Source organism: Pseudomonas sp. SA233, assembly GCF_054792385.1.
This window is the reverse complement of record NZ_CP096449.1, coordinates 5,423,023-5,447,491: the sequence shown is the minus strand read 5'-3', so window position 1 is coordinate 5,447,491 and position 24,469 is coordinate 5,423,023. Positions and strand designations below refer to the sequence as shown.

The 24,469-nt window shown below is 64.5% G+C and carries 20 protein-coding genes and 1 pseudogene; 11 read left to right on the top strand and 10 right to left on the bottom strand.

The genetic code is table 11. From position 1 onward, the window contains the following. The first annotated feature begins 2 nt into the window (after positions 1-2). The gene (locus tag M1D87_RS24940) at positions 3-974 is read left to right on the top strand and encodes a thymidylate synthase (protein ID WP_061550295.1); all 972 of its coding nucleotides are present in this window, start codon (positions 3-5) and stop codon (positions 972-974) included. A 122-nt stretch (positions 975-1,096) separates the two neighbouring features. Here the strand turns inward: M1D87_RS24940 and cadR are convergent, their stop codons facing one another. Then, positions 1,097-1,540 (bottom strand): cadmium resistance transcriptional regulator CadR, encoded by a 444-nt coding sequence (gene cadR / locus M1D87_RS24935; RefSeq protein ID WP_015272183.1) that lies wholly within the window; start codon positions 1,538-1,540, stop codon positions 1,097-1,099. A gap of 84 nt (positions 1,541-1,624) precedes the next feature. Between cadR and M1D87_RS24930 the strand changes: the two genes are divergently transcribed. The 6 genes and pseudogenes from M1D87_RS24930 to M1D87_RS24905 all read left to right on the top strand — a co-directional run bounded on the left by M1D87_RS24930 (position 1,625) and on the right by M1D87_RS24905 (position 9,429). Next, positions 1,625-3,838: a heavy metal translocating P-type ATPase gene (locus M1D87_RS24930; protein WP_123084576.1), complete on the top strand. Its 2,214-nt coding sequence runs from the start codon at positions 1,625-1,627 to the stop codon at positions 3,836-3,838. Between the two features lie 9 nt (positions 3,839-3,847). Then, positions 3,848-4,711, top strand: coding sequence for a LysR family transcriptional regulator (locus tag M1D87_RS24925; protein ID WP_232880809.1), 864 nt, complete (start codon positions 3,848-3,850; stop codon positions 4,709-4,711). A 225-nt stretch (positions 4,712-4,936) separates the two neighbouring features. Beyond that, positions 4,937-5,995: a putative 2-aminoethylphosphonate ABC transporter ATP-binding protein gene (locus M1D87_RS24920; protein WP_025340998.1), complete on the top strand. Its 1,059-nt coding sequence runs from the start codon at positions 4,937-4,939 to the stop codon at positions 5,993-5,995. 1 nt (position 5,996) lies between these two features. Beyond that, a pseudogene (locus M1D87_RS24915) lies at positions 5,997-7,722 on the top strand (putative 2-aminoethylphosphonate ABC transporter permease subunit). An 18-nt stretch (positions 7,723-7,740) separates the two neighbouring features. Next, a complete protein-coding gene (locus tag M1D87_RS24910; protein WP_015272178.1) occupies positions 7,741-8,766 on the top strand; it encodes a putative 2-aminoethylphosphonate ABC transporter substrate-binding protein in 1,026 nt (341 codons plus the stop codon). A gap of 114 nt (positions 8,767-8,880) precedes the next feature. Next, on the top strand, positions 8,881-9,429 hold the full coding sequence (locus M1D87_RS24905; protein WP_123084574.1) for a phosphonate degradation HD-domain oxygenase: 549 nt from the start codon (positions 8,881-8,883) through the stop codon (positions 9,427-9,429). Positions 9,430-9,537: 108 nt separating this feature from the next. On the opposite strand, the gene M1D87_RS24900 is transcribed toward M1D87_RS24905, so the two are convergent. After that, a complete protein-coding gene (locus M1D87_RS24900; RefSeq protein WP_061550299.1) occupies positions 9,538-10,902 on the bottom strand; it encodes a GTPase/DUF3482 domain-containing protein in 1,365 nt (454 codons plus the stop codon). After that, complete coding sequence (locus M1D87_RS24895; protein WP_024087865.1) at positions 10,895-12,286, bottom strand: DUF2868 domain-containing protein; 1,392 nt, start codon at positions 12,284-12,286, stop codon at positions 10,895-10,897. Before M1D87_RS24895 ends, M1D87_RS24900 begins: the two co-directional genes overlap by 8 nt. A gap of 54 nt (positions 12,287-12,340) precedes the next feature. Here M1D87_RS24895 and M1D87_RS24890 point away from each other — a divergent pair, with 54 nt between their 5' ends. Further along, positions 12,341-12,856, top strand: coding sequence for a dihydrofolate reductase (locus M1D87_RS24890; RefSeq protein ID WP_039612552.1), 516 nt, complete (start codon positions 12,341-12,343; stop codon positions 12,854-12,856). A 141-nt stretch (positions 12,857-12,997) separates the two neighbouring features. Here M1D87_RS24890 and M1D87_RS24885 read toward each other — a convergent pair whose 3' ends face one another. Continuing rightward, complete coding sequence (locus M1D87_RS24885) at positions 12,998-14,389, bottom strand: L-cystine transporter (RefSeq protein ID WP_123084573.1); 1,392 nt, start codon at positions 14,387-14,389, stop codon at positions 12,998-13,000. A 244-nt stretch (positions 14,390-14,633) separates the two neighbouring features. Here M1D87_RS24885 and M1D87_RS24880 point away from each other — a divergent pair, with 244 nt between their 5' ends. Further along, positions 14,634-15,689 (top strand): HAD family hydrolase, encoded by a 1,056-nt coding sequence (locus tag M1D87_RS24880; RefSeq protein ID WP_123084572.1) that lies wholly within the window; start codon positions 14,634-14,636, stop codon positions 15,687-15,689. A 175-nt stretch (positions 15,690-15,864) separates the two neighbouring features. Here M1D87_RS24880 and ilvD read toward each other — a convergent pair whose 3' ends face one another. The 3 genes from ilvD to M1D87_RS24865 all read right to left on the bottom strand — a co-directional run bounded on the left by ilvD (position 15,865) and on the right by M1D87_RS24865 (position 19,916). Further along, positions 15,865-17,706 (bottom strand): dihydroxy-acid dehydratase, encoded by a 1,842-nt coding sequence (gene ilvD, locus M1D87_RS24875; RefSeq protein WP_015272169.1) that lies wholly within the window; start codon positions 17,704-17,706, stop codon positions 15,865-15,867. A gap of 271 nt (positions 17,707-17,977) precedes the next feature. Then, the gene (locus tag M1D87_RS24870; protein WP_013974648.1) at positions 17,978-19,174 is read right to left on the bottom strand and encodes a class I SAM-dependent rRNA methyltransferase; all 1,197 of its coding nucleotides are present in this window, start codon (positions 19,172-19,174) and stop codon (positions 17,978-17,980) included. A gap of 202 nt (positions 19,175-19,376) precedes the next feature. After that, entirely contained in the window at positions 19,377-19,916 is a 540-nt protein-coding gene (locus M1D87_RS24865; RefSeq protein ID WP_003258523.1) for a type 1 glutamine amidotransferase domain-containing protein, read from the bottom strand. A gap of 191 nt (positions 19,917-20,107) precedes the next feature. On the opposite strand from M1D87_RS24865, the gene M1D87_RS24860 reads away from it, so the two are divergent. Beyond that, the gene (locus M1D87_RS24860) at positions 20,108-20,926 is read left to right on the top strand and encodes an HDOD domain-containing protein (RefSeq protein WP_177328634.1); all 819 of its coding nucleotides are present in this window, start codon (positions 20,108-20,110) and stop codon (positions 20,924-20,926) included. Positions 20,927-20,929: 3 nt separating this feature from the next. Next, on the top strand, positions 20,930-21,742 hold the full coding sequence (gene mutM / locus M1D87_RS24855; RefSeq protein ID WP_010955661.1) for a bifunctional DNA-formamidopyrimidine glycosylase/DNA-(apurinic or apyrimidinic site) lyase: 813 nt from the start codon (positions 20,930-20,932) through the stop codon (positions 21,740-21,742). Between the two features lie 168 nt (positions 21,743-21,910). Here mutM and M1D87_RS24850 read toward each other — a convergent pair whose 3' ends face one another. The 3 genes from M1D87_RS24850 to M1D87_RS24840 form a co-directional block, all read right to left on the bottom strand. Further along, the gene (locus tag M1D87_RS24850) at positions 21,911-22,162 is read right to left on the bottom strand and encodes a YfhL family 4Fe-4S dicluster ferredoxin (RefSeq protein WP_013974644.1); all 252 of its coding nucleotides are present in this window, start codon (positions 22,160-22,162) and stop codon (positions 21,911-21,913) included. Positions 22,163-22,270: 108 nt separating this feature from the next. Continuing rightward, on the bottom strand, positions 22,271-22,750 hold the full coding sequence (gene coaD / locus M1D87_RS24845; protein ID WP_112249717.1) for a pantetheine-phosphate adenylyltransferase: 480 nt from the start codon (positions 22,748-22,750) through the stop codon (positions 22,271-22,273). Positions 22,751-22,862: 112 nt separating this feature from the next. Beyond that, positions 22,863-24,461 carry a GMC family oxidoreductase gene (locus tag M1D87_RS24840; RefSeq protein ID WP_061550304.1) on the bottom strand — a complete coding sequence of 533 codons (1,599 nt, stop codon included), beginning with the start codon at positions 24,459-24,461 and terminating at the stop codon, positions 22,863-22,865. Between the last annotated feature and the right edge of the window lie 8 nt (positions 24,462-24,469).

The window sequence follows — 24,469 nt, the reverse complement described above, 5'->3', positions numbered from 1 at the left end:
CCATGAAACAGTATCTGGACCTGGTCCGCGACGTCATCGACAACGGCACGCTGCAGGGCAACCGCACCGGCATCCGCACCATCAGCCTGCCGGGCGCCATGCTGCGTTTCGACTTGCAGAAGGGCTTCCCGGCCATTACCACGCGCAAACTGGCGTTCAAGTCGGCGATCGGCGAAATGGTCGGTTTCCTGCGTGGCGTGAAGAACGCCGGTGAATTCCGCGAACTGGGCTGCAAGGTGTGGGACCAGAACGCCAACGAGAACGCCCAGTGGCTGGCCAACCCATTCCGCCAGGGCCATGACGACCTGGGCGAGATCTACGGCGTGCAATGGCGCCAGTGGCCGGGCTACAAGCGCATCCCGCTGAGCAACCCGGCGGCCATCGAAATGGCCGAGAAGGCGGGCTTCCGCCGCATCGCTCAGGACGAGGAGGACGGCGTCGCGTTCGTCATCCTGTACAAGGCCATCGACCAGGTGCGGCAGTGCCTGGACACCATCGCCAATGACCCGGGCAGCCGCCGTATCCTGTTCCACGGCTGGAACTGCGCGCAGCTGGACGAAATGGCCTTGCCGCCGTGCCACCTGCTGTACCAGTTCCACCCGAACGTTGAGACCAGGGAAATCTCCCTGACCCTCTACATCCGCTCGAACGACCTGGGCCTGGGTACGCCGTTCAACCTCACCGAAGGCGCGGCGCTGCTGTCGCTGTTCGGCCGCCTGACCGGCTACACCCCGCGCTGGTTCACCTACTTCATCGGCGATGCCCATGTGTATGAGAACCACCTGGACATGCTCAACGAGCAGCTCAAGCGTGAGCCGCTGGAGGCGCCGAAGCTGGTGATCAGCGACCGCGTGCCAGCGTTTGCCGACACAGGGAAGTACGAGCCGGAGTGGCTGGAGAAGATCGAGCCTAGCGATTTCTGGCTGGAAGGGTATGAGCACCATGCGCCGATGACGGCGCCGATGGCGGTGTGATGTTCTAGATTGCCGGGGGCGCTTTGCGCCCCTTTCGCGACACAAGGCCGCTCCTACAGGAGATCGCGTAGCCTGTAGGAGCGGCCTTGTGTCGCGATGGGCTGCAAAGCAGCCCCAGAATCTCAATGCCCGTGACTTCGCCCCACATGCGAATGCTCGGTTTCCGGCACCGATACCGCCCCGTTCGTCTCCAGTTGCTGCAAGATCGCACACTCCGCCCCTTGCGCATTGCAGCGCCGCCGCAGCTCCACCAACTGCTCCTGCAACGCCACCAATCCATCGATCCGCGCCTGCACATGCTCGATATGCTCGTCGATCAGCGCATTGACGCTGCCGCACGAATCATCGGGGCTGTCGCGCAGGCGTAGCAGGCTGCGGATTTCATCCAGGGTCATGTCCAGGGTGCGGCAGTTGCGGATGAACGTCAGCCGCTCGACGTGGGCCTGGGTGTACAGCCGGTAGTTGCCGTCGCTGCGCGCCGGCTCCGGCAGCAGCTGTTCACGCTCGTAGTAGCGGATGGTTTCCACGGCGCAGTCGGTGGCTTTGGCCAGTTCTCCGATCTTCATCACGAAATTCTCCAGCAAGTGGCTTGACCCTATAGTGGCTACAGGGTGTTCACTTGGCAACAGGCTCAAATTAAGGATGACCCCATGAACCAGCCTGTCAGCCACGAACACAAGCACGATCACCACGCCCACAGCTGCTGTGGCAGCGCTGCTGCGCCAGCCTTGGTCCAGCTGAGCGAAAAGGCCAGCAGCCACGCCCAGTTAAGCCGTTTCCGCATCAAGGCCATGGACTGCCCTACCGAGCAGACCCTGATCCAGGACAAGCTGGGCAAGCTGGCCGGTATCGAGCAGCTGGAGTTCAACCTGATCAACCGTGTGCTCGGCGTGCGCCACACCCTGGGTGGCACTGCTGAAATCGAGCAGGCTATCGACAGCCTGGGCATGAAAGCCGAGCCGCTTGGCGCCGAAGACGATGGCACCGCCAGCGCACCACAAGTCGCCAAGACCCGCTGGTGGCCGCTGGCGCTGTCCGGTATTGCCGCGATCGCCGCCGAAATGGTGCACTTTGCCGCGCTGGCCCCGGAGTGGGTGGTGGCGGCGCTGGCGCTGGCAGCGATCCTCGGCTGTGGCCTGGGTACCTACAAGAAGGGCTGGATCGCCCTGAAAAACCGCAACCTCAACATCAACGCGCTGATGAGCATTGCCGTGACTGGCGCGGTGCTGATTGGCCAGTGGCCGGAAGCGGCCATGGTGATGGTGCTGTTCACCGTCGCCGAGCTGATCGAAGCCCGCTCGCTGGACCGCGCGCGCAACGCCATTGGCGGCCTGATGCAGCTCACCCCGGACATGGCCACCGTGCGCCAGGCCGATGGCCAATGGCGGGAAGTGGAGGTGCGGGAGGTGGCCATCGGGGCCCTGGTGCGGGTGCGCCCCGGCGAACGCATTGGCCTGGACGGTGAAGTGACCAGCGGGCAATCCACCGTCGATCAGGCGCCGATCACCGGCGAAAGCCTGCCTGTGGAGAAGACCGTGGGCGACAAGTTGTTCGCCGGCACCATCAACCAGGCAGGGGCGCTGGAGTTCCGCGTTACCGCCGCTGCCGGGCAATCGACCCTGGCGCGGATCATCAAGGCCGTCGAGGAAGCGCAAGGCGCGCGGGCGCCTACCCAGCGTTTCGTCGACCGCTTCTCGCGCATCTACACCCCAGTGGTGTTTGCCATTGCCCTGGCCGTTGCGGTGATACCGCCGCTGTTCATGGCCGGTGCCTGGTTCGACTGGGTCTATCGCGCCCTGGTGCTGCTGGTGGTGGCCTGCCCATGCGCCCTGGTGATCTCGACCCCGGTGACCATCGTCAGCGGCCTGGCTGCCGCCGCGCGCAAGGGCATCCTGATCAAGGGTGGCGTGTACCTGGAAGGCGGGCGCCAGCTGGACTTCCTGGCCCTGGACAAGACCGGCACCATCACCCACGGCAAGCCGGTGCAGACCGACGCCAAGGTACTGGAGCCGCTGTTCGAAGGCCGCGCGCAAGCCCTGGCCGCCAGCCTGGGCGAGCGTTCCGACCACCCGGTCTCCCGCGCCATTGCCCAGTTCGGCAAGGAGCAAGGCCTGGCCTTGAGCGAGGTTGATGACTTCGCCGCCCTGGCCGGGCGCGGTGTGCGCGGTACCATCGCGGGTGAGGTTTACCACTTGGGTAACCACCGTCTAGTCGAGGAGCTGGGGCTGTGCTCGCCCGAGCTCGAGGCCCAGCTGGATGCGCTGGAGCGCCAGGGCAAGACCGTGGTGCTGCTGCTCGACCGCTCCGGCCCGTTGGCGCTGTTCGCGGTGGCCGACACGGTCAAGGAAAGCAGTCGCCAGGCTATCGCCGAGCTGCATGAGCTGGGCATCAAGACTGTCATGCTGACCGGTGACAATCCGCATACCGCCCAGGCCATCGCCACCGTGGTGGGTATCGACCGTGCCGAAGGCAACCTGCTGCCTGCCGACAAGCTCAAGAGCATCGAAACCCTGTACGCCCAGGGCCATCGGGTGGGCATGGTCGGTGACGGTATCAACGACGCCCCGGCGCTGGCCCGCGCCGAGATCGGTTTTGCCATGGCGGCGGCCGGTACCGACACCGCCATCGAAACCGCCGATGTGGCGCTGATGGACGACGACTTGCGGAAAATCCCGGCCTTCGTCAGGCTGTCGCGCCAAAGTGCGGCGATCCTCATGCAGAACATCGTTCTGGCGTTGGGCATCAAGGCGATTTTCCTGGCGATCACCTTTGCCGGCATGGCCACCATGTGGATGGCGGTGTTCGCCGACATGGGCGTGAGCCTGCTGGTGGTGTTCAACGGCTTGCGCCTGTTGCGCAAATAGAGGACGTGCATGCTGAGTTCGGAGCTTAAAGCCTTCTACATGGTGGCCCGCCTGGGCAGCATCACCCTGGCGGCGAAGAAGCTCGGCCTCAGCCAGCCCACGGTGACCACGCAGATTCGCAACCTGGAGAGCCAGTACGCGGTCGAGCTGTTCTACCGCGGCGGGCGGCGCCTGGTGCTGAGCGAGGAGGGCGTGCGCCTGCTGCCGATGGTCAAGGCACTGCTGCAGCAGGAGGCCGACATCGAGTTCGAGCTGCGCAACAGCGGCCAGGCCCAGGGCAGCCTGCGCATCGCGGCCACGGCGCCTTACTACATTCTCGACCTGGTGAAGATCTTCCGCGAACGCCTCCCGCAGGTGGAAGTGGCGGTGGAAATCGGCAACTCGCAGCAGGTGCTGGAGATGCTCGAGGACTACCGGGTGGATATCGCCGCTTCGTCGCAACTGCTGGAAGATGCTCGGCTGGTGCGGCGGGTGCTGGGGACTGACCCGTTGGTGGTGGCGGTGCATCGTAACCACCCGTTGGCACACCGCCAGGCGGTGTCCATTGACGTGGTGGCCGGGCATTGCCTGCTGATGCGCGAGAAGGGCTCGACCACACGCAAGCTGACCGAGCAGATGATGCAAGAGGCCGGGGTGAAGGCCGGGGCGTTGCTGGAGATTGGCAGCCGCGAATCGATCCGCGAGGCGGTGCTGCGCAATATCGGCATCAGCGTGATTGCCCGGCACGAGGTGCCACACAACCCTGAGTTGCGGGTGCTGGCGCTGGAGAACGCGCCGGTGATGCATGAATACCTGTATTGCCTGAAGGAGCGGCGCCAGGCGCGGTTGCCGGCGGCCTTCCTTGGCGTGGCGCAGGAAGTTGCCGGTTCATAGTTCTAGACCTGTGTTGGCTTCTTCGCGGGTAAACCCGCTCCCACAGGTACTGCACAGCCTTCAGATGCGGCGAGATTCCTGTGGGAGCGGGTTTACCCGCGAAGAGGCCCGCGAAGACCACTACAAAATCTGCCTATACCACTATCACCGGCTTTTGCCCTAAAGCCACAGAACCTTCGCACAGCCTTCCTAGCATGGCCCCCATCTCTTCGATGAGGCCCTGCCATGAACCACACCACCCCCGGCGCACAGATGAAAGTGCGCAACATCCACAAGCGCTTCGGCGCCTTCACGGCGCTGAATGATGTCTCGCTGGACATCGCCGCCGGCGAACTGGTGTGCCTGCTCGGTCCGTCCGGCTGCGGCAAGACCACCTTGCTGCGCTGCATCGCCGGCCTGGAGCGCCAGGACCGCGGTACGTTGTACATCGGCGAGCGCGATATCTCCGAGCTGCCACCCCAGGCACGTGACTACGGCATCCTGTTCCAGTCCTATGCGCTGTTCCCTAACCTCACCGTCGAAGCCAACATCGCCTATGGCCTGACTGGCAGCGGCCGCGAGCAGGCTCGCCAGCGAGTGGCCGAAATGCTCGAACTGGTGGGCCTGGCCGGCAGCGAGAAGAAATACCCCGGTCAGCTTTCCGGTGGCCAGCAGCAGCGTGTGGCCCTGGCCCGCGCGCTGGCACCATCGCCGTCGTTGCTGCTGCTGGACGAGCCGATGTCGGCGCTGGATGCCCGGGTGCGCGAGCACCTGTGCACCGAACTGCGCCAACTGCAGCGCCAGCTGGGTATCACCACGCTGATGGTCACCCACAACCAGGACGAGGCCATGCTGATGGCCGACCGCATTGCGGTGATGAACAACGGCCAGGTCGAGCAATACGCCACCCCGCAGGAAATCTACGACCAGCCGGCCACGCCATTCGTTGCCGAGTTCGTCGGCCAGGGCAACTGGTTGCCGTTCCAGCGCAGCAGTGACAGCCATGCCCAGGTCGGTGGCATGAACATGCGTCTGGCACCAGGTTCGGCCCGACCCAGCAGCGGACGGCTGTTCTGCCGCCCGGAGGCGATCACGGTCAACCCTGCGGTGCACGAAGAAAACCTGTTCCCGGCCATGGTCCGTGAAATCACCTTCCTCGGTAACCGCTGCCGCATGAGCTTCGAGCTCAAGGCGCTGCCTGGCCATGCACTGCTGGCGGAGTTGGCCCCCGAGGCCATGCCGCGGCTGGGCTCGCAGGACATCTGGGTGGCGCTGCCGCCGCAGAGCCTGCAGGTATTTGCCTGAGATGGCCGCGCCAATGTCCCTGCCGCTGAGCCAGGCCAAGGCTACGCCGCGTGCTGGCGTCGCCCTGGGCGACCGGTTGTTCGTCGTCGGCGGCAAGAGCCTGCTGCTGATCCTTCTGGTGCTGGCGGTGCTGATGCCGCTGCTGGCGATCTTCTGGCGCGGCTTCAGCGCTGAAGCGGGCCAGGGTGGCGGCCTGCTGGCGGCCCGCGAGCTGTTGGCCAGTGAAAACTTCCACTGGCTGCTGGGCAACAGCCTGTCGGTGGCCTTCACGGTGGCAGCCATCGTGGTGCCGCTGGCCTACCTGTTCGCCTATGCCCTGCAACGCACGTTGATTCCGGCCAAAGGTCTGTGGCGGGGGATTTCGCTGCTGCCGCTGTTGGCGCCGTCAATGCTGCCGGCCATCGCCCTGGTCTACCTGTTCGGTAATCAGGGGCTGCTGCGTGGGTTGCTCAGCGACAACATCTATGGCTTCTGGGGCATTGTGCTAGGCGAGGCCATCTACACCTTCCCGCATGCCCTGATGATCCTGCTGTCGGCGCTATCGCTGGCCGATGCACGCCTGTTCGACGCAGCGTCCAGCATGGGTGCCGGCCCTTGGCGAGCGTTCACCAGCATCACCTGGCCGGCCACGCGCCAGGCAGTATTCGCAGCGTTCTGCCTGGTGTTCACCCTGGCCATCACCGACTTCGGTGTACCGGTCGTGGTCGGCGGCGACTATCAGGTGCTGGCGCTGGAAGCCTACAAGGCGGTGGTCGGCCAGCAGCAGTTCGGCCGCGGCGCGCTGATCGGCATGGTGCTACTGTTGCCGGCGCTGTTCAGCTTTACCGTCGATGCCTGGCTGCGCCGGCGCCAGGGCGAGGCCATGAGCGGCCGTGCCCAGGTGTTCGAGCCCAAGCCGTCGCGGGGCCGTGATGCCTGCTTCCTGGTGATCGTGCTGCTGGTGTGCGCGGCATTGCTGCTGGTGATCGGCATGGCGGTGTATTCGTCGCTGGTCACGTTCTGGCCCTACAACCTGTCGTTGTCGCTGCGTCACTACATGTTCGAGGACACCGCCGGTGGTGGCTGGCTGGCCTACCGCAACAGCGTGACCATGGCCATCGGCACCGCGCTGATCGGCAGCATCGTGATCTTCACCGGCGCCTACCTGATGGAGAAAACCCAGGGCCAACGCCTGCTCAACCAGGCGCTGCGCCTGCTCAGCTTCATCCCCATGGCCGTGCCGGGCCTGGTGCTGGGCCTGGGCTACGTATTCTTCTTCAACCTGAACGGCAACCCGCTGCATGTGTTCTACGGCGGCATGGGGCTGCTGGTGGTGTGCACCATCGCCCACTATCTGACTACCGCGCAGATGACCGCTACCACCGCCCTGCGCCAGCTCGACGGCGAGGTTCGAGGCCGCCGCGCTGTCGCTGAAGGCGCCGCTGTACAGGCACTTCCTGCGGGTGACCGTGCCGATCTGCCTGCCGGCGCTGCTGGACATCATCCGCTACCTGTTCGTATCGGCGATGACCACTGTGTCGGCGGCGATCTTCCTGTACAGCCCCGACACCATCCTGGCTGCCGTCGCCGTGCTGAACATGGATGACGCCGGCAATGTCGGTGGTGCCGCCGCCATGTCCACCCTGATCCTGCTGACCAGTGCCGGCGCTTCACTGCTGCTGGCCGCAGCCTCACGCGGCCTGCTGCGCCGCTCCCAAGCCTGGCGCCAACGCGCCGCGACCGTCTGACCTGTAAGGAACCTACCCATGTACAAGCACCTTGCACTTGCCGCTGCCGTTTCCGCCGTGTTCAGTCTGCAGGCTTCGGCCGCTGGTACCCAGCTGACGGTCTACACCGCCCTGGAAGCCGAACAGCTGAAGAGCTACAAACAGGCCTTCGAGAAGGCCAACCCGGACATCGAGATCAAGTGGGTTCGTGACTCTACCGGCATCATCACCGCCAAGCTGCTGGCCGAGAAAGACCGCCCGCAAGCCGACGCAGTGTGGGGCCTGGCTGCTTCCAGCCTGGCTATCCTCGACCAGAACGGCATGCTCGAAGCCTACGCACCGAAGGACCTGGGCAAGATTGCCGCCAACTACCGCGATGCTGCCAACCCGCCAGCCTGGGTCGGTATGGACGTGTGGGCTGCGACCATCTGCTTCAATACCATCGAGGCCGAGAAGCAGGGCCTGAGCAAGCCGGTGAGCTGGCAGGACCTGACCAAGCCCGAGTACAAGGGCAAGATCGTCATGCCGAACCCGGCCTCGTCCGGCACTGGCTTTCTGGATGTCAGTGCCTGGCTGCAGACCTTCGGCGAGCCACAGGGTTGGGCGTACATGGATGCACTGCACCAGAACATCGGCCAGTACGTTCATTCCGGTTCCAAGCCGTGCAAGCTTGCCGCAGCGGGTGAATTCCCGATCGGTATCTCGTTCGAGTACCCGGCCGTGCAGCTCAAGCGCCAGGGCGCGCCGCTGGACATCGTGCTGCCGAAGGAAGGCCTGGGCTGGGAGATCGAGGCGACTGCGGTGATCAAAGGTTCGCCAAAAGCGGATGCGGCCAGGCGCCTGGCTGATTTCTCGGCAAGCCCGGCGGCCATGGAGCTGTACAAGGAGAACTTCGCCGTGCTGGCTGCCCCGGGTATTGCCAAGCCGCAGACCGAACTGCCGGCGGACTATGAACAGCGCCTGATCAAGAACGACTTTGCCTGGGCTTCGAAGAACCGTGACCAGATCCTGGCCGAGTGGCGCAAGCGCTATGACGGCAAGTCTGAGAAGGTGGCTCAGCAGTAACCTGCACCGGCCTCTTCGCAGCACAAGGCTGCTCCTACGGGTCGGCGACAACCTGTAGGAGCAGCCTTGTGCTGCGAAGAAGCCACCACCCAATCAAGCCAGGAGAAGACGGTGATGCCAACCCCAGCCCAGATCATTGACAGCACCTTCGCGCTGTACGAACGCCACGGCAGTGACGACTACATCGGCGAAGCGATCACCCAGCTCGAGCACATGTCCCAGGCCGCGCAACTGGCCATCGCCGAAGGCTTCGACGACGAAGTGGTGCTGGCGGCGTTCTTCCACGACATCGGCCACCTGTGCGGCGGTGACGCGAGCATGGGCGGCTATGGCGTGGTCAGCCATGAGCGCATCGGCGCTGAGTATTTACGCCGCTCTGGCTTCGGCGAACGCATGGCGCGGCTGGTGCAGTATCACGTGGAGGCCAAGCGCTACCTGACTTTGCGCCAGCCTGGGTATTACCAGAGGTTGAGTGAAGCGAGCCGGCGGACCTTGGAGTATCAGGGGGGCGTGATGAGCGAGGACGAGGCGGATGTATTCGAGCGGGATCCGCTGTTCGAGGTGAGCTTGCGAATGAGGGAGTGGGATGAGCGGGCCAAGGAGATTGGGGTGCCGGTGGTTGATCTGGATGGGTTGAAGCAGAGGGCTTTGGCACTGCTTTGAGAGATGGGCTGCCTGTGCCGGCCTCTTCGCGGGCACGCCCGCTCCCACAAGTACCGCGCGCAATCCTGTGGGAGCGGGCATGCCCGCGAAGAGGCCAGACCTGCCCACTCAAAATTGTGAAACCAGAGCCTCCAGCTGTTCCTGCCGCTCAGCCTGGTTCAGCTTCGCCCCAGGGTTGAGGGTGGACCACTGCGGATGCGCCCGCGCCTTGCTCAGCGCCTCCGGCAACTTGCCCTCCCGCCAGGCCTTCTCATCCAGCTCCCCCAGCCGAATGCTGTCCTGCGCCGCATGCCCGCGGTTTTCCAGCGCCACCATCAACTGCTGCTGACGCAAAGCCAACAAGCGCAACACCGTATCGTCCACCGTCAGCTCGCGCTTGCCCTTGAGCTTGCCCATCAGCCGCGACCCATAGTTGCGCGCCGTCTGCAGCGCGCCGCCGGCAATTGCCCCGGCCAGGGCGGCAGCCCCCAGTGTCAGGCCGCCGACCAGCAGGTCCACCCCGGCACCCGCCGCAGCACCGGCGGCCACACCGCTGCCCAAACGCACGCCCAGCAGCTTCAAGGTTTCGGGATTGAACAGGTCATCGCCCCAACGGCCATCCAGCAACGGCAGGTCGCTGGCATGGGCGTCCTCGCGGCGGAAGGCATACAGCTTGAGCAGTGCCTCGACACAGCGCTGTTCGCGCTGGCGCACCTCTTGCCGCAATGCCTCGATGGCCCGGGCTTCGGCAGCCGGCTCGGCCTCGACGCTGCGCCGGCAGGCGGCGCAGTCCAGCAGCAGCTCGGCAATCAGGCGCTTGCCGCTGTGGCGGCGTGCCAGGCGCTGTGCCTGCTGGTCGTCGATCAGCCGCTGCAGGGCCGGGCGGGCGTCTTCCAGCAGCAGGGCCAGGCTTTCGTACAACCGGCGCTCGCCATCCTCTGGCGGGGCCACGCTGTCGAACCGCACCAACGCGTGAAGCCCAAGCCTGGCAAGGGCTTCACGCCATTGCGGCTCGCGGTGCTGGTGGCTGGCGACGAAATTGAGCACCGGTAGCAGCGGCTTGCCACAACTGGCCAGCACTTCCAGTTCGTCGCGGTATTTGGCCAGCACTGGTTCGCGGGCGTCGATCACATACAAGCCGGCATTGCTGGCCAGCAGCTGGCGCAGCACCTTGGCCTCTTGCTCGAAACGCTGGCGTGCCTCGCTGCCTTGCAGAAAGCGCTCGAGGCGGGCCGGGCCGTCCAGGCGCTCGCCCGGGCGCTCCAGGCGTTCGAGATAGTCGAGCAGGGCAATGGCGTCTTCCAGGCCAGGGGTGTCATACAGCTCGAGCAAGGGTTCGCCGTCCACGGACAGCCGCGCACCTTCCACATGGCGGGTGGTGCTGGGGCGGTGGGAAACTTCGCCAAAGCCGACGTCACGGGTCAGGGTGCGCAGCAGCGAGGTCTTGCCGACGTTGGTGTGGCCGACCACGGCCAGTTTCAGCGGCTCAGTCATGGCCATGCTCCAGCCAAGTCAGCGGCGAGGTATCGGCATGCGCCAGGCCAAGGCGGTCGAGGGCTTCGTGCCAGTCGCCCAGGCGCTGGGCGTCCAGGGCCTCGCCCGGTGCGGCCTGCAGTAGCCATATACGGGTGGCACCGGCGTTGCGTGCCAGTTCGGCGAGCAACGCCAGGCTGCCACGATCGGGAGAGCGGCGCGGGTCGCAAGCGATGGCCAGGCGTGCTGGCGGGAAACGGCTGAGCTGTTCCAGCAGGCGGTTACGCGATTCGCGGCTGTCGAGCACGCCGGCACTGGTTACGCTTTTTGGCAGCGCGGGTGGCCAGGGATGCTGGTCGTCCAGCTCCAGGCCGACCAGCAGGGCACCGCTGCTGCCGCTTTCCAGCTGGCCAGCGGCAAACTGCGGCAAGGCCTCGGGCGCGGCATCCTGGACGCCGATGCGTTCGCTGCGCGGCATCAGCGCTTCACGCAGCTGCGCGTAGCCGGGCAGGCTGAGGTCCAGCGCCAGGCGTTGGCGGCCTTGACGCCAGCGCCACAGGCACAGCCCGGCCAGCAGCAGGCGCGGAAGCAGGCCGTACACCAGCACCACGCCAAGCAGCCAGCTGGCCCAGGCCTGGCGCGCCAGGTCCAGGGCCGGCTGGCTGTCGCCGCTGGCGCGGATCATGGCCTCGTCGGGTACCGTGAAGCCCAGCAACGAGGGCAGCGCGCCCAAGGCCTGGGTCAGGTGGATGAACGGGTCGGCGGCGAGCAGGGTGGTCTCCCAGACAAAGCCATAGCGCCGGGTCGCCAGCAAGGCCAGCAGCATGCCCAGTGCGGTGATCATCGCCAGCAGCCACAGGCCATGCACCAGCAGGCCAAGCAGCCAGCGGTTCAGGCGCTGGCGTTGCAGCAGCACCAGCAACGCCGGTGCCAGGTGCGCGGCCTTGGCGTCACGGGCAAAGCGTTCGCTCAGCCACAGCCACAAACGGCCCAGCCCCGCGCCATGCTCGCCGCTCAGGGCAAAGCCGATGGCCCAGCCCAGCAGCATCAGCAGGTTCAGCCCGAGCAGGCTGCCGAGGGCCCAGAACACATTCACCGGGCGCTGCCCGTCGCTCAATGCGGCCAGGGCCAACCCTGCACCGCTGAGCACGGCTAGCACCAGCAAGGCCAGCAGCGCCAGGCGTGCGCCCTGTTTCCAGTGGCGCAGGGCGGTGGTGATGCCGTCGCGTTCGGCCAGGAACAGGGCACGGGTTTCGATGCGGGCCGCCAGGTCACCGCCTGCCTGGCGGGCGCGGCGGTTGGCTTCCTGGTCCTCCAAGGGGCCGGCATGTTCCTCGCGCAGGCGTACCGCTTCGGTGAGCCAGCGCTTGTCCAGTGAAGTCGGTGCGGTCACAAGGTCTTCCATTGCACAGGTCAGGGCAGAAGCATAACCCACACGCCCGGTGCTATCCTCGCTGGCATGAATACATCACTCCCCCTCAGCCTGATCGCGGCTCACGCCGAGAACCGCGTGATCGGCATCGACAACTCCATGCCCTGGCATCTGCCGGGGGACTTCAAGTACTTCAAGGCCACTACCCTGGGCAAGCCGATCATCATGGGGCGCAAGACCTGGGACTCGCTGGGCAGGCCATTGCCCGGGCGGTTGAATATCGTCGTCAGCCGGCAGGCCGGGCTGGAACTGGCGGGGGCCGAGGTGTTTGGCTCGCTGGAAGAGGCGCTGGTGCGGGCCGAGCAGTGGGCGCGTGAGCAGGGCGTTGATGAGCTTATGCTGATTGGCGGGGCGCAGCTGTATGGGCAGGCGCTGGAGAAAGGGCTGGTCAGCCGCATGTACCTGACGCGGGTCGAGTTGTCGCCGGAAGGGGATGCGTGGTTCCCTGAGTTCGATCGGGGGCAGTGGAAGCGGGTATCGAGCGAGGCGCAGGCTGAGGAAGGCAAGCCTGGGTATCATTTCGAGGTCTGGGACAAGGTTTGAGATTGCCGGGGCTGCCTTGCAGCCCTTTCCGACCGGTCCGGCGCCCCGGCAAGGCCGCTCCCACGTTGATCGGCGTACGCGGGACCATTGTAGGAGCGGCCTTGTGTCGCGACAGGGGCGCAACGCGCCCCCGGCAATCTGTCAGGAATGACTTAGCTCGGCATGTTCATCGCCAGCCAGCACATCCTTGTCGGTCTCTTTCAGCAGTTGGCTTGTCACCACCCCTGCGGTCATCGAACCGTTCACGTTCAACGCCGTTCGGCCCATGTCGATCAGCGGCTCCACCGAAATCAGCAACGCCACCAGCTCCACCGGCAAGCCCATGGCCGGCAGCACGATCAGCGCGGCGAAAGTCGCACCGCCACCTACGCCGGCAACACCTGCCGAACTCAAGGTGACGATGGCCACCAGGGTGGCGATCCACAGCGGGTCGAAGGTATCGATGCCCACCGCCGGCGCCACCATCACCGCCAGCATCGCGGGATAGAGCCCGGCGCAGCCGTTCTGGCCAATGGTGGTACCGAACGATGCGCTGAAGCTGGCAATCGACTGCGGTACGCCCAGGCGGCGGGTTTGCGCTTCGATGTTCAGCGGAATGCTGGCGGCGCTGGAGCGGCTGGTGAAGGCGAAGGTCAGCACCGGCCACACCTTGCGGAAGAAGCGCAGCGGGCTCACGCCGGTGGCGGCGAGGATAATGCCGTGCACCACGAACATCAGCGCCAGGCCCAGGTACGACACCACCACGAAGCTGCCCAGCTTGAGGATGTCTTCCATGTTCGAGCTGGCCACCACCTTGGTCATCAGCGCCAGTACGCCATAAGGGGTCAACTTCATTACCACCCGCACCAGGCGCATCACCCAGGCCTGCAGGGTGTCGATGGCCGACAGTGCGCGCTCGCCTTTCTCGGCATCGTCCTTGATCAGCTGCAGCGCGGCCAGGCCCAGGAACACGGCAAAGATCACCACGCTGATGATCGAGGTCGGCTTGGCCCGTGCCAGGTCACCTACCGGGTTGCTGGGGATGAACGACAGCAGCAGTTGCGGGATGTTGAGGTCGGCGACCTTGCCGGCGTAGTCGCTGTGGATAACCTGCATGCGCGCGCTTTCCTGGGCGCCGGCCACCAGGCCTTCGGCGCTGAGGCCGAACAGGTTGGTCAGGACGATGCCGATCAACGCAGCGATGGCGGTGGTCAGCAGAAGGGTGCCGATGCTAAGTACACTGATGCGGCCCAACGCCGAGGCATTGTGCAGGCGCGCCACGGCACTGAGGATCGAGGCGAAGATCAGCGGCATGACGATCATCTGCAGCAAGCCGACGTAGCCGTTGCCGACCAGGTCGAGCCAGGCGATGGTGGCCTTGAGCACAGGGTGACCAGCGCCATAGACGGTATGCAGGATCAGGCCGAACACCACGCCCAGCACCAGGCCCAGCAATACCTTCTTGGCCAGGCTCCAGTCGGTGCGGCGGGTTTGTGCCAGGCCCAGCAACAGGGCCAGGAACGCCAGCAGGTTAAGGGACAGCGGCAGGTTCATTGAAGCTCCAGCAGAAAAAAGCAGAAGAGGCATCGCCCCTGTGAGCGATTGCGAACGGAAATGCTAACAGCCTGAAAACAAACGAATTTATACCCAAATGGAATGTGTATAGTCGTTTATGGAATAACGATGTGTCGCGGATTGCAATGAACGCGGCGTTTGCAGCTGCATGGAGGTCGTTATCGAGGGCTGCCAGCGGAGATTGTTGCACTAGCGTTTCTGGGTCATTTCAGGAGATTCGTACATGAAGTTTGCTCCGAAAGCCGTCGCCGTCGGCCTGTCCCTGTTGTTCAGTATCGAAACCTTCGCCACCGAGCTCAAACACTGGCCCGCCGAGGCGGCCAGGCAGCTCGACAGCATGATCGCCGCCAATGCCAACAAGGGTAACTACGCGGTGTTCGACATGGACAACACCAGCTACCGCTACGATCTTGAAGAGGCCTTGCTGCCGTTCATGGAAAACAAGGGCCTGTTGAGCCGTGACAAGCTCGACCCGTCGTTGAAGCTGATGCCGTTCAAGGACACCGCCGAGCACAAGGAAAGCTTGTTCAGCTACTACTACCGGCTCTGCGAAGTGGACGACATGGTCTGCTACCCGTGGGTGGCCCAGGTGTTCTCCGGCTTTACCCTGCAGGAGCTGAAAGTGCAGGTGGATGAGCTGATGGCCTCCGGCAAACCGATCCCGGCCACCTATTACGAAGGGGACCAGGTCAAGGCCGTCGAGGTACAGCCACCCAAGGTCTTCAAGGGCCAGGCCGAGCTGTACAACAAGCTGATGGAGAACGGTATCGAGGTCTATGTGATTTCCGCTGCTTCCGAGGAGCTGGTGCGCATGGTCGCGTCGGACCCCAAGTACGGCTACAACGTGAAGCCGCAGAATGTGATTGGCGTGAGCCTGTTGCTGAAGGACCGCGCCAGCGGCCAGTTGACCACCGCACGCAAGCAGATCAGCGCTGGGCACTATGATGCCAAGGCCAACCTGGGGCTGGAGCTGACCCCGTACCTGTGGACCCCGGCCACCTGGATGGCAGGCAAGCAGGCGGCAATCCTGACCTATATCGATGAGTGGAAGAAACCGGTGCTGGTGGGAGGCGACACACCGACCAGCGATGGCTACATGCAGTTTCATGGGGTGGATGTGGGCAAAGGTGGCATCCACCTGTGGATAAATCGCAAGGCCAAGTACATGGACCAGATGAACGGGATGATTGCCAGGAATGCAGCGGCGCAGGCCAAGGAAGGGCTGCCGGTGACGGCGGACAAGAACTGGGTGATCGTGACGCCGGAGCAGATTCAGTAAGCCATGTGGTGCCCGTGCTGGCCTCTTCGCGGGCACGCCCGCTCCCACAGAAACCCCACAGCCTTTGAGCCAGGCACCGTACCTGTGGGAGCGGGCATGCCCGCGAAGAGGCCGGTACAGGCATAAAAAAAACCGGCGCCCAGGGCGCCGGTTCTTCATTCACACCGTCAGAGCCTCACAGCCCTTCCAGCATCGCCTTGTTACGCACAGCACCCTTGTCGGCGCTGGTCGCCAGCAGGGCGTAGGCCTTCAGCGCGGTGGTCACCTTGCGTGGGCGTACTTCAGCCGGTTTCCAGCCCTTCTTGTCCTGCTCGACACGGCGCTCGGCCAGCTCTTCGTCGCTGACCTGCAGGTTGATCGAACGATTCGGGATGTCGATCAGCACCTTGTCGCCGTCGCGCACCAAGCCGATAGCACCGCCAGCGGCAGCTTCCGGCGATGCGTGGCCGATCGACAGGCCCGAGGTGCCGCCCGAGAAGCGGCCGTCGGTGAGCAGGGCGCAAGCCTTGCCCAGGCCCTTGGACTTCAGGTACGAGGTCGGGTACAGCATTTCCTGCATGCCCGGGCCACCTTTCGGGCCTTCGTAGCGGATGATCACGATGTCGCCGGCCTTCACTTCGTCGGCGAGGATGCCGCGTACGGCGCTGTCCTGGCTCTCGAAGATCTTCGCGGTGCCTTCGAACACCAGGATCGACTCGTCGACACCGGCGGTTTTCACCACGCAGCCATCCAGCGCGATGTTGCCGTACAGCACGGCCAGGCCGCCTTCTTGCGAATAGGCGTGCTCGACACTGCGGATGCAGCCTTCGGCACGGTCCAGGTCCAGGCTCGGCCAGCGGGTCGACTGGCTGAACGCTGTCTGGGTCGGAATGCCGGCAGGGCCTGCCTTGAAGAAGGTGTGCACGGCTTCGTCATCGGTCTGGGTGATGTCCCACTTGGCGATGGCTTCTTCCATGCTGCGGCTGTGCACGGTCGGCAGGTCGGTGTGCAGCAGGCCGCCACGGGCCAGCGAGCCGAGGATGCTGAAGATGCCGCCGGCACGGTGCACGTCTTCCATGTGATATTTCTGAATGTTCGGCGCAACCTTGCACAGCTGCGGCACTTTGCGCGACAGGCGGTCGATGTCGCGCAGGTCGAACGCCACCTCGGCTTCCTGGGCGGCAGCCAGCAGGTGCAGGATGGTGTTGGTCGAGCCGCCCATGGCGATGTCGAGCATCATGGCGTTCTCGAACGCCTTGAAGTTGGCGATGTTGCGCGGCAGTACCGACTCATCGTTCTCGCCGTAGTAGCGCTTGCACAGCTCGACGATGGTGCGGCCGGCGGTGAGGAACAACTGCTCGCGGTCGGCGTGGGTGGCCAGGGTCGAACCGTTGCCCGGCAGGGCCAGGCCCAGCGCTTCGGTCAGGCAGTTCATCGAGTTGGCGGTGAACATGCCGGAGCACGAACCGCAAGTCGGACAGGCGCTGCGCTCGTATTCGGCGACTTTTTCGTCGGAAGCCGAGGAGTCGGCGGCAATGACCATGGCGTCGACCAGGTCCAGGCCGTGGCTGGCCAGCTTGGTCTTGCCGGCTTCCATCGGGCCGCCGGAGACGAAGATTACCGGGATGTTCAGGCGCAGGGCGGCCATCAGCATGCCGGGGGTGATCTTGTCGCAGTTGGAGATGCACACGATGGCGTCGGCGCAATGGGCGTTGACCATGTACTCCACGGCGTCGGCGATGATCTCGCGGCTTGGCAGCGAGTAGAGCATGCCGTCGTGGCCCATGGCGATGCCGTCATCGACCGCGATGGTGTTGAATTCCTTGGCCACGCCACCGGCGCGTTCGATTTCGCGGGCGACCAGCTGGCCCAGGTCCTTCAGGTGCACGTGGCCCGGGACGAACTGGGTGAACGAGTTGGCGATGGCGATGATCGGTTTCTTGAAATCTTCGTCCTTCATCCCGGTGGCGCGCCACAGGGCACGGGCGCCGGCCATGTTGCGGCCTTGGGTGGAAGTCTTGGAACGATAATCAGGCATGAAACACTCCTGGCGGCTTAATCAGGTCACAAAAAGGGGAGTGAGCTTCTCTTGTCCTTTGTACCGCAGGCCGGTTGCCACTGGCACGGATGGGGCCGAAGACCGCGCGGGATCGCCGCGTGCTTGGGCAGAGCTCATAAACCCGCCGGGGATGACTGGCGATGAATAGGCCGATTCTACACCGCTGGCGCGGCGAGGGAATGCAGATGTGGATAGCTGGCGGGGAGATTGCAGCAGGAAAGGGCCGCTTGGCGGCCCTTTTTAGCGGATATCAGCTGTTTGGCAGCAACCGGCAGGTGATGCTCTTGATGTAGCGGGTTTCGGCGATGGCCGGGTGCACCGGGTGGTCGGGGCCTTGGCCGCCGCGCTCGAGCAACTGCAGGTTGCGGTCCAGGTGACGGGCGCTGGTCAGCAGGATGTTGTGCAGGTCGTCCTCGGGCAGGTGCATCGAGCACGAGGCACTGACCAGGATGCCGTCCTTGGTCAGCATGCGCATGGCCTGTTCGTTCAGGCGGCGGTAGGCCGCTTCGCCGTTCTTCAGGTCTTTCTTGCGCTTGATGAAGGCGGGTGGGTCGGCAATGATCACGTCGAAGCGCTCTTCGGCGGCCTTCAGTTCGCGCAGGGCCTCAAACACATCGCCTTCGATGCAGGTCAGTTTCTCGCTGATGCCGTTCAGGGCGGCGTTACGCTCGACGCCATCCAGGGCAAAGCCCGAGGCATCGACGCAGAACACTTCGCTGGCGCCGAAGGCACCGGCTTGCACGCCCCAGCCACCGATGTAGCTGAACAGGTCGAGCACGCGCTTGCCTTTCACGTACGGCGCCAGGCGTGCACGGTTCATACGGTGGTCGTAGAACCAGCCGGTCTTCTGGCCTTCGCGTACCGGGGCTTCGAACTTGACGCCGTTTTCTTCCAGCGGCACCCAGTCCGGCACTTCGCCATAGACGGTCTCGACATAGCGCTGCAGGCCTTCGGCGTCACGTGCGGAGGAGTCGTTCTTGAACAGGATGCCGCTTGGCTTGAGCACCTGTACCAGGGCTGCAATCACGTCGTCCTTGTGCGCTTCCATGGTGGCGGAGGCCAATTGCACCACGAGGATGTCGAAGAAGCGGTCGACCACCAGGCCTGGCAACAAGTCGGAATCGCCATAGACCAGGCGGTAGCACGGTTGGTCGAACAGGCGCTGGCGCAGCGACAGGGCGACGTTCAGGCGGTGCACCAGCAGCGACTTGTCCAGCGGCAGCTTGGCGTCGCGCGACAGCAGGCGGGCGCAGATCAGGTTGTTCGGGCTCAGTGCGACGATACCCAGCGGCTTGCCATTGGCCGCCTCGAGAACAGCCTGCTGGCCGGCCTGGAAGCCTTGCAGCGGGGTCGCGCTGACGTCGACTTCGTTGCTGTAGACCCACAGGTGGCCGGCGCGTAGGCGGCGGTCGGCATTGGCTTTGAGGCGTAGGCTGGGCAGGGACATGACGTCGCTCCGGGAAAAAAGAGCGGGATTATAGCCTGTTGCCTGGGCACACGTCCCTTGAAGGAGCGGCCTTGCGTCGCGAAAGGGCTGCGCATCGGGCCCCGGAAACTCAGCAGCGGCGCATAAATTGCCGGGGCCGCTTTGCGGCCCTTTCGCGACACAAGGCCGCTCCTACAGGTCTCGCGTAGGCCAAGAGATGGCGTCAGGCTGCCAATGCCTTGATCAGTTGTTGGTTGAACGCCGGAATGTCGTCGGGTTGGCGGCTGGTGATCAGGTTGCCATCGACTACCACTTCTTCATCCACCCAGTCTCCGCCGGCATTGCGGATGTCGTCCTGCAGGGTCTTGTAGCTGGTCAGCCGCCTGCCCTTAGCCAACCCGCAGGACACCAGCAACCAGCTACCATGACAGATCACCGCCAGCGGCTTGCCAGCCGAATCGTGGCTTTTCACCAGTTTCTGCGCAGCGGGAATCAACCGAATCGTGTCAGAGTTTTGCACGCCACCGGGCAGCACCAGGGCATCGTAGAGGTCCAGGTGGGCGCTTTCGAAGGTTGCGTCCACGGCGAATGCGTCGGCCGGCTGGTCGTGGTTCCAGCCGCGTACCGTGCCCTCCTTGTCGCTGAGGATGTCCACCACCGCGCCGCTCTGTTCCAGGGCCTCGCGAGGGCCTGTCAGTTCCACTTGCTCGAAGCCGTCGGTGACCAGGAAAGCCACTCGCTTGCCGTTCAGTTCTGCACTCATGGGCCTTGCTCCTTTCCTTGATGAATATGAGAAAGAGGCCCGCATGGATAAAGTAAAGTTCCGGCGCAACGATTCAGTGGTTGGTCCCTTTCCGGTCTGGAGGGTTAGAATCGCCGGTCCCAAACGAGTGTGCACGTATGTCCCAAGAACTCAGCGCCGAACAGATCCAGCAAGCCTTGCAAGGCATCACCATCCCGCCGCAACCGCAGATCATGGTCGACCTGCAGTTCGAGCAGTACATGCCTGACCCGGACCTGGAAACCATCGCCAAGCTGATTTCCCAGGACCCGGGCCTCTCGGGCGCCTTGCTCAAGCTGGTCAACTCACCGCATTTCGGCCTTTCCAACAAGATCGGTTCGATCCAGCGCGCGGTGAACCTGCTGGGCAGCCGTTCGATCATCAACCTGATCAATGCCCAGTCGATCAAGGGCGAGATGAGCGACGAGACCATCGTTACCCTCAACCGCTTCTGGGACACCGCCCAGGACGTGGCGATGACCTGTCTGACCCTGGCCAAGCGCACCGGCATCCAGGCGGCGGACGAGGCCTATACCCTGGGCCTGTTCCATGACTGTGGCGTGCCGCTGATGCTCAAGCGCTTCCCCGACTACATGGATGTACTGGAAGAGGCCTATGCCAAGTCCGACGAGGAAACCCGCGTGGTCGACACCGAAAACCGCGCGTTCAACACCAACCATTCGGTGGTCGGCTATTTCACTGCCAAATCCTGGCGCCTGCCCGAGCACCTCAGCGCGGCCATTGCCAACCACCACAACGCTCTGGCGGTGTTCCGCGACGAGAGTTCGCGCAATACCCAGAGCCAGCTTAAAAACCTGCTGGCGGTGCTGAAGATGGCCGAGCACATCTGCGCATCGTACCGGGTGCTGGGCAACCAGGCCGTGGACCACGAATGGAATGTGGTTGGCCCGCTGGTGCTCGATTACATCGGCTTGTCGGAATACGATTTCGAGAACCTCAAGCAGAACATTCGCGAGTTGGGCGGGCACTGACACATGCCGGAATTGCCAGAAGTAGAAACCACCCGGCGCGGTATTGCGCCCCATCTGGAAGGCCAGCGTGTCAGCCGGGTAGTGGTGCGCGACCGGCGCCTGCGCTGGCCGATTCCGGAAGACCTGGATGTGCGCCTGTCTGGGCAGCGCATCGTCAGTGTCGAGCGGCGCGCCAAGTATCTGTTGATCAATGCCGAGGTCGGCACCCTGATCAGTCACCTGGGCATGTCGGGCAACCTGCGCCTGGTCGAACTGGGCTTGCCGGCGGCCAAGCATGAGCATGTGGATATCGAGCTGGAGTCGGGGTTGATGCTGCGCTACACCGACCCGCGCCGCTTTGGCGCGATGCTATGGAGCCTGGACCCGCTCAACCACGAACTGCTGCTGCGCCTGGGGCCTGAGCCGCTGACCGACCTGTTCGACGGCGAGCGGCTGTTCCAGCTGTCCCGTGGGCGGTCGATGGCGGTCAAGCCGTTCATCATGGATAACGCGGTAGTGGTGGGGGTGGGCAACATTTACGCCACCGAGGCGCTGTTTGCCGCTGGCATCGACCCCCGTCGGGAAGCGGGCGGGATTTCCCGGGCGCGCTACTTGAAGCTGGCGATCGAGATCAAGCGTGTGCTGGCGGCGGCGATCGAACAGGGCGGCACCACGCTACGCGACTTCATCGGTGGTGATGGGCAGCCGGGGTACTTCCAGCAGGAATTGTTCGTGTACGGGCGGGGCGGGCAGCCGTGCAAGGTGTGTGGCACGGAGTTGCGCGAGGTGAAGCTGGGGCAGAGGGCGAGTGTGTATTGCCCGCGTTGCCAGCGCTGAGGCAAGTTACGCGGTACCCCTTGTGGGAGCGGCCTTGCGTCGCGAAAGGGCCGCACAGCGGCCCCGGCAGTTTCTGCTACGAAGCTGAAATCCTGGGGCCGCTTCGCGCCCCATCGCGACGCAAGGCCGCTCCCACACAGTGACCGCGTGGAGGCGTTCAGGCAGCGATCAGGCCTTGCCAGTAATCCGGCGGTACTTGGCCATCAGCTCTTCTTCGGTTTCCGGGTGCGCTTCATCCAGCGGGATGCAATCGACCGGGCAGACCTGCTGGCATTGCGGCTCGTCGTAATGGCCTACGCACTGGGTGCACAGGTTAGGGTCGATCACGTAGATCTCTTCGCCTTGGGAGATGGCCTCGTTCGGGCACTCGGGTTCGCAGACGTCGCAGTTGATGCAATCGTCGGTGATGATCAGGGACATGGGGACTCCGGCCGGGGCTCCGCGCCCGGGCATGTTCAACGCAGTGGGCACAATTGTGCCGCATTCGCGCCCGCAGTGCACGCGGGCGCGATGATCAGCCGCTAAAGGTTACTTCTTGAAGCGTTCGGTCAGCGCATCGGCCACCACCGGGTGGACGAACTTGCTGATATCACCGCCCAGCGCGGCGATTTCCCGGACCAGGGTCGAGGAAATGAACGAGTAGCGCTCCGAAGGCGTGAGGAACAGGCTCTCGACGTCGGGGGCCAGTTGCCGGTTCATGTTCGCCAGCTGGAATTCGTACTCGAAGTCGGACACCGCACGCAGGCCACGCAGGAAGACGTTGGCGCCCTGCTCCTTGGCGAAATGCGCCAGCAGGGAGGAGAAGCCGATGACTTCGACATTGGGCAGGTGCTTGGTGACCTCACGGGCGAGCCCCACCCGTTGTTCCAGCGGGAACAGCGGGTTTTTCTTCGGGCTGGCCGCCACCGCGATGATCACGTGGTCGAACAGCCGCGAGGCGCGCTCGACCAGGTCGCCATGGCCTTTGGTAATGGGGTCGAAAGTACCCGGGTACAACACTCGGTTCATCGCGTCATCCTGGCTGGAGTGCGTTGGGGAGTCGGATGGTAGCGCAGCGACGGCGCCCCGGCCAAGTCATGCGGCCGGCTGATGGCACTATAGACAGGGGGCCTGTTCCTTGTCATGCGCTGTGTGCCAGGCGGGCGACCAGCGCTTCGGTGAGCCTGGCGCTGATGGCATATACCGACAGTTGCGGGTTGGCGCCGATGCTGGTGGGGAACAGTGAGCCGTCGTGAACCGACAGGTTTTCCAGCTGGTGATGGTGGCCCAGGCTGTCGCATACCGCCTGGCGCGGGTCGTCGCCAAGGGCGCAGCCACCCATCACGTGAGCGCTGCCCAGGCGCGTGCGGAACGGCTCCAGGCGCAACTTGTCGATCATGGCCAAGGCGTGTTCCAGGCGGGACGCGGCGCTGGCATCGCTGTGCACGGGGGTGACCTGGGTGGCACCAGCGGCGAACTGGATCTGCGCCATGCTGCGATAGGCGCGGCGCAGGCCGTCGCGCAGGTAATCGGTGACCGGGTAATCGAGCACCGGTGAGCCATCGCCGCGCAGCTCCACGGCCCCGCCCTGGCTTTGCGGATGGAAGCCGTCACGCAGCAGCGCCAGCATCACGTGGGTATGTGGCAGCTCGGCCATGCGCTGGGCATTCTCGTGGCCATGCCCGCCCAGCAGCGTGCTGGCCAGGGCCGGGTGCAGCGGTGGCACCTCCAGCTTGTAGCCAATCGGGCCATCGTTGCCGCCTTGCCATTGGAAGTGGTCGCTGTAGATGGACTGTGGGGCGCCGTAGTAGGGGTCGATACGGTCGTTGAAGCGTGCTGCGCTGAAGTTGACCAGGTGCAGGAAGGTGCGTTTGCCCAGGCGTCCATGCGGGTCGGGCGCGTCGGAACGCAGCAGCAAGGCCGGGCTGTTGATGCCGCCACCGGCAAGGATGTAGTGACGCGCGCGAACGCGGACCTGCCGTCCTGTGGCGTGTATGCCTCGGCTATCCAGGGCCTGGCATGACAGGCCCTGGATGCGCTCGCCGTTGTGTTCGAAGCGCTCGGCCCGCGCCAGGTACAGCAGCTCGCCGCCCTGTTCGAGGGTGGCGGGAATACGCGTTACCAGCATCGACTGCTTGGCATTCACCGGGCAACCCATGCCGCAGTAGCCCAGGTTCCAGCAGCCGCGCACGTTGCGTGGGATCACCGCCCAGCGGTAGCCCAGCTGTTCGCAGCCACGGCGCAGCACGTCGTTGTTGGCGTTCGGTGGCAGGGCCCAGGGGGTGATGCCCAGTTCCTGCTCGATGCGCTCGAACCAGGGGCGCATTTGCTCCTCGCCCAGGCCGGTCACGTTGTGGGCTGCGGCCCAGTGCGCCAAGGTCTGTGGCGGCGTGCGAAAGCTCGAAGTCCAGTTGACCAGCGTGGTGCCGCCCACGGCGCGGCCCTGGAGGATGGTGATGGCGCCGTCCTTGCTCATGCGGCCCAGGCCTTCCTGGTACAGGCTGGCATAGGCTTCGTGTTCCAGCAGGTGGAAATCGCTGCTGGTCTTCAGCGGGCCTTCTTCGATCAGCAGCACCTTGAAGCCGGCAGTGCTGAGCATTTGCGCGCTGGTAGCGCCACCGGCACCGCTGCCGATCACGGCAACGTCGGCTTCCAGCGTGAGGTCGTGCTCCAGGCGCGAGGCGTCGTGGGTGATCCAGCCGCTTTCCAGGCCTTGGCGAAACGGGTCGGGTACAGGCATTGGCGCTG

Bases quoted from the DNA above. Each gene is read 5' to 3' on its own strand.
- M1D87_RS24885 (WP_123084573.1), bottom strand. From the start codon at position 14,389: ATGAACCTGCCGCTGTCCCTTAACCTGCTGGCGTTCCTGGCCCTGTTG.
- M1D87_RS24870 (WP_013974648.1), bottom strand. From the start codon at position 19,174: ATGTCCCTGCCCAGCCTACGCCTCAAAGCCAATGCCGACCGCCGCCTA.
- coaD (WP_112249717.1), bottom strand. From the start codon at position 22,750: ATGAACCGAGTGTTGTACCCGGGTACTTTCGACCCCATTACCAAAGGC.
- M1D87_RS24890 (WP_039612552.1), top strand. From the start codon at position 12,341: ATGAATACATCACTCCCCCTCAGCCTGATCGCGGCTCACGCCGAGAAC.
- M1D87_RS24905 (WP_123084574.1), top strand. From the start codon at position 8,881: ATGCCAACCCCAGCCCAGATCATTGACAGCACCTTCGCGCTGTACGAA.
- M1D87_RS24840 (WP_061550304.1), bottom strand. From the start codon at position 24,461: ATGCCTGTACCCGACCCGTTTCGCCAAGGCCTGGAAAGCGGCTGGATC.
- M1D87_RS24925 (WP_232880809.1), top strand. From the start codon at position 3,848: ATGCTGAGTTCGGAGCTTAAAGCCTTCTACATGGTGGCCCGCCTGGGC.
- M1D87_RS24940 (WP_061550295.1), top strand. From the start codon at position 3: ATGAAACAGTATCTGGACCTGGTCCGCGACGTCATCGACAACGGCACG.
- M1D87_RS24930 (WP_123084576.1), top strand. From the start codon at position 1,625: ATGAACCAGCCTGTCAGCCACGAACACAAGCACGATCACCACGCCCAC.
- M1D87_RS24895 (WP_024087865.1), bottom strand. From the start codon at position 12,286: ATGGAAGACCTTGTGACCGCACCGACTTCACTGGACAAGCGCTGGCTC.
- mutM (WP_010955661.1), top strand. From the start codon at position 20,930: ATGCCGGAATTGCCAGAAGTAGAAACCACCCGGCGCGGTATTGCGCCC.
- M1D87_RS24900 (WP_061550299.1), bottom strand. From the start codon at position 10,902: ATGACTGAGCCGCTGAAACTGGCCGTGGTCGGCCACACCAACGTCGGC.
- M1D87_RS24910 (WP_015272178.1), top strand. From the start codon at position 7,741: ATGTACAAGCACCTTGCACTTGCCGCTGCCGTTTCCGCCGTGTTCAGT.
- M1D87_RS24850 (WP_013974644.1), bottom strand. From the start codon at position 22,162: ATGTCCCTGATCATCACCGACGATTGCATCAACTGCGACGTCTGCGAA.
- M1D87_RS24865 (WP_003258523.1), bottom strand. From the start codon at position 19,916: ATGAGTGCAGAACTGAACGGCAAGCGAGTGGCTTTCCTGGTCACCGAC.
- ilvD (WP_015272169.1), bottom strand. From the start codon at position 17,706: ATGCCTGATTATCGTTCCAAGACTTCCACCCAAGGCCGCAACATGGCC.
- M1D87_RS24880 (WP_123084572.1), top strand. From the start codon at position 14,634: ATGAAGTTTGCTCCGAAAGCCGTCGCCGTCGGCCTGTCCCTGTTGTTC.
- cadR (WP_015272183.1), bottom strand. From the start codon at position 1,540: ATGAAGATCGGAGAACTGGCCAAAGCCACCGACTGCGCCGTGGAAACC.
- M1D87_RS24920 (WP_025340998.1), top strand. From the start codon at position 4,937: ATGAACCACACCACCCCCGGCGCACAGATGAAAGTGCGCAACATCCAC.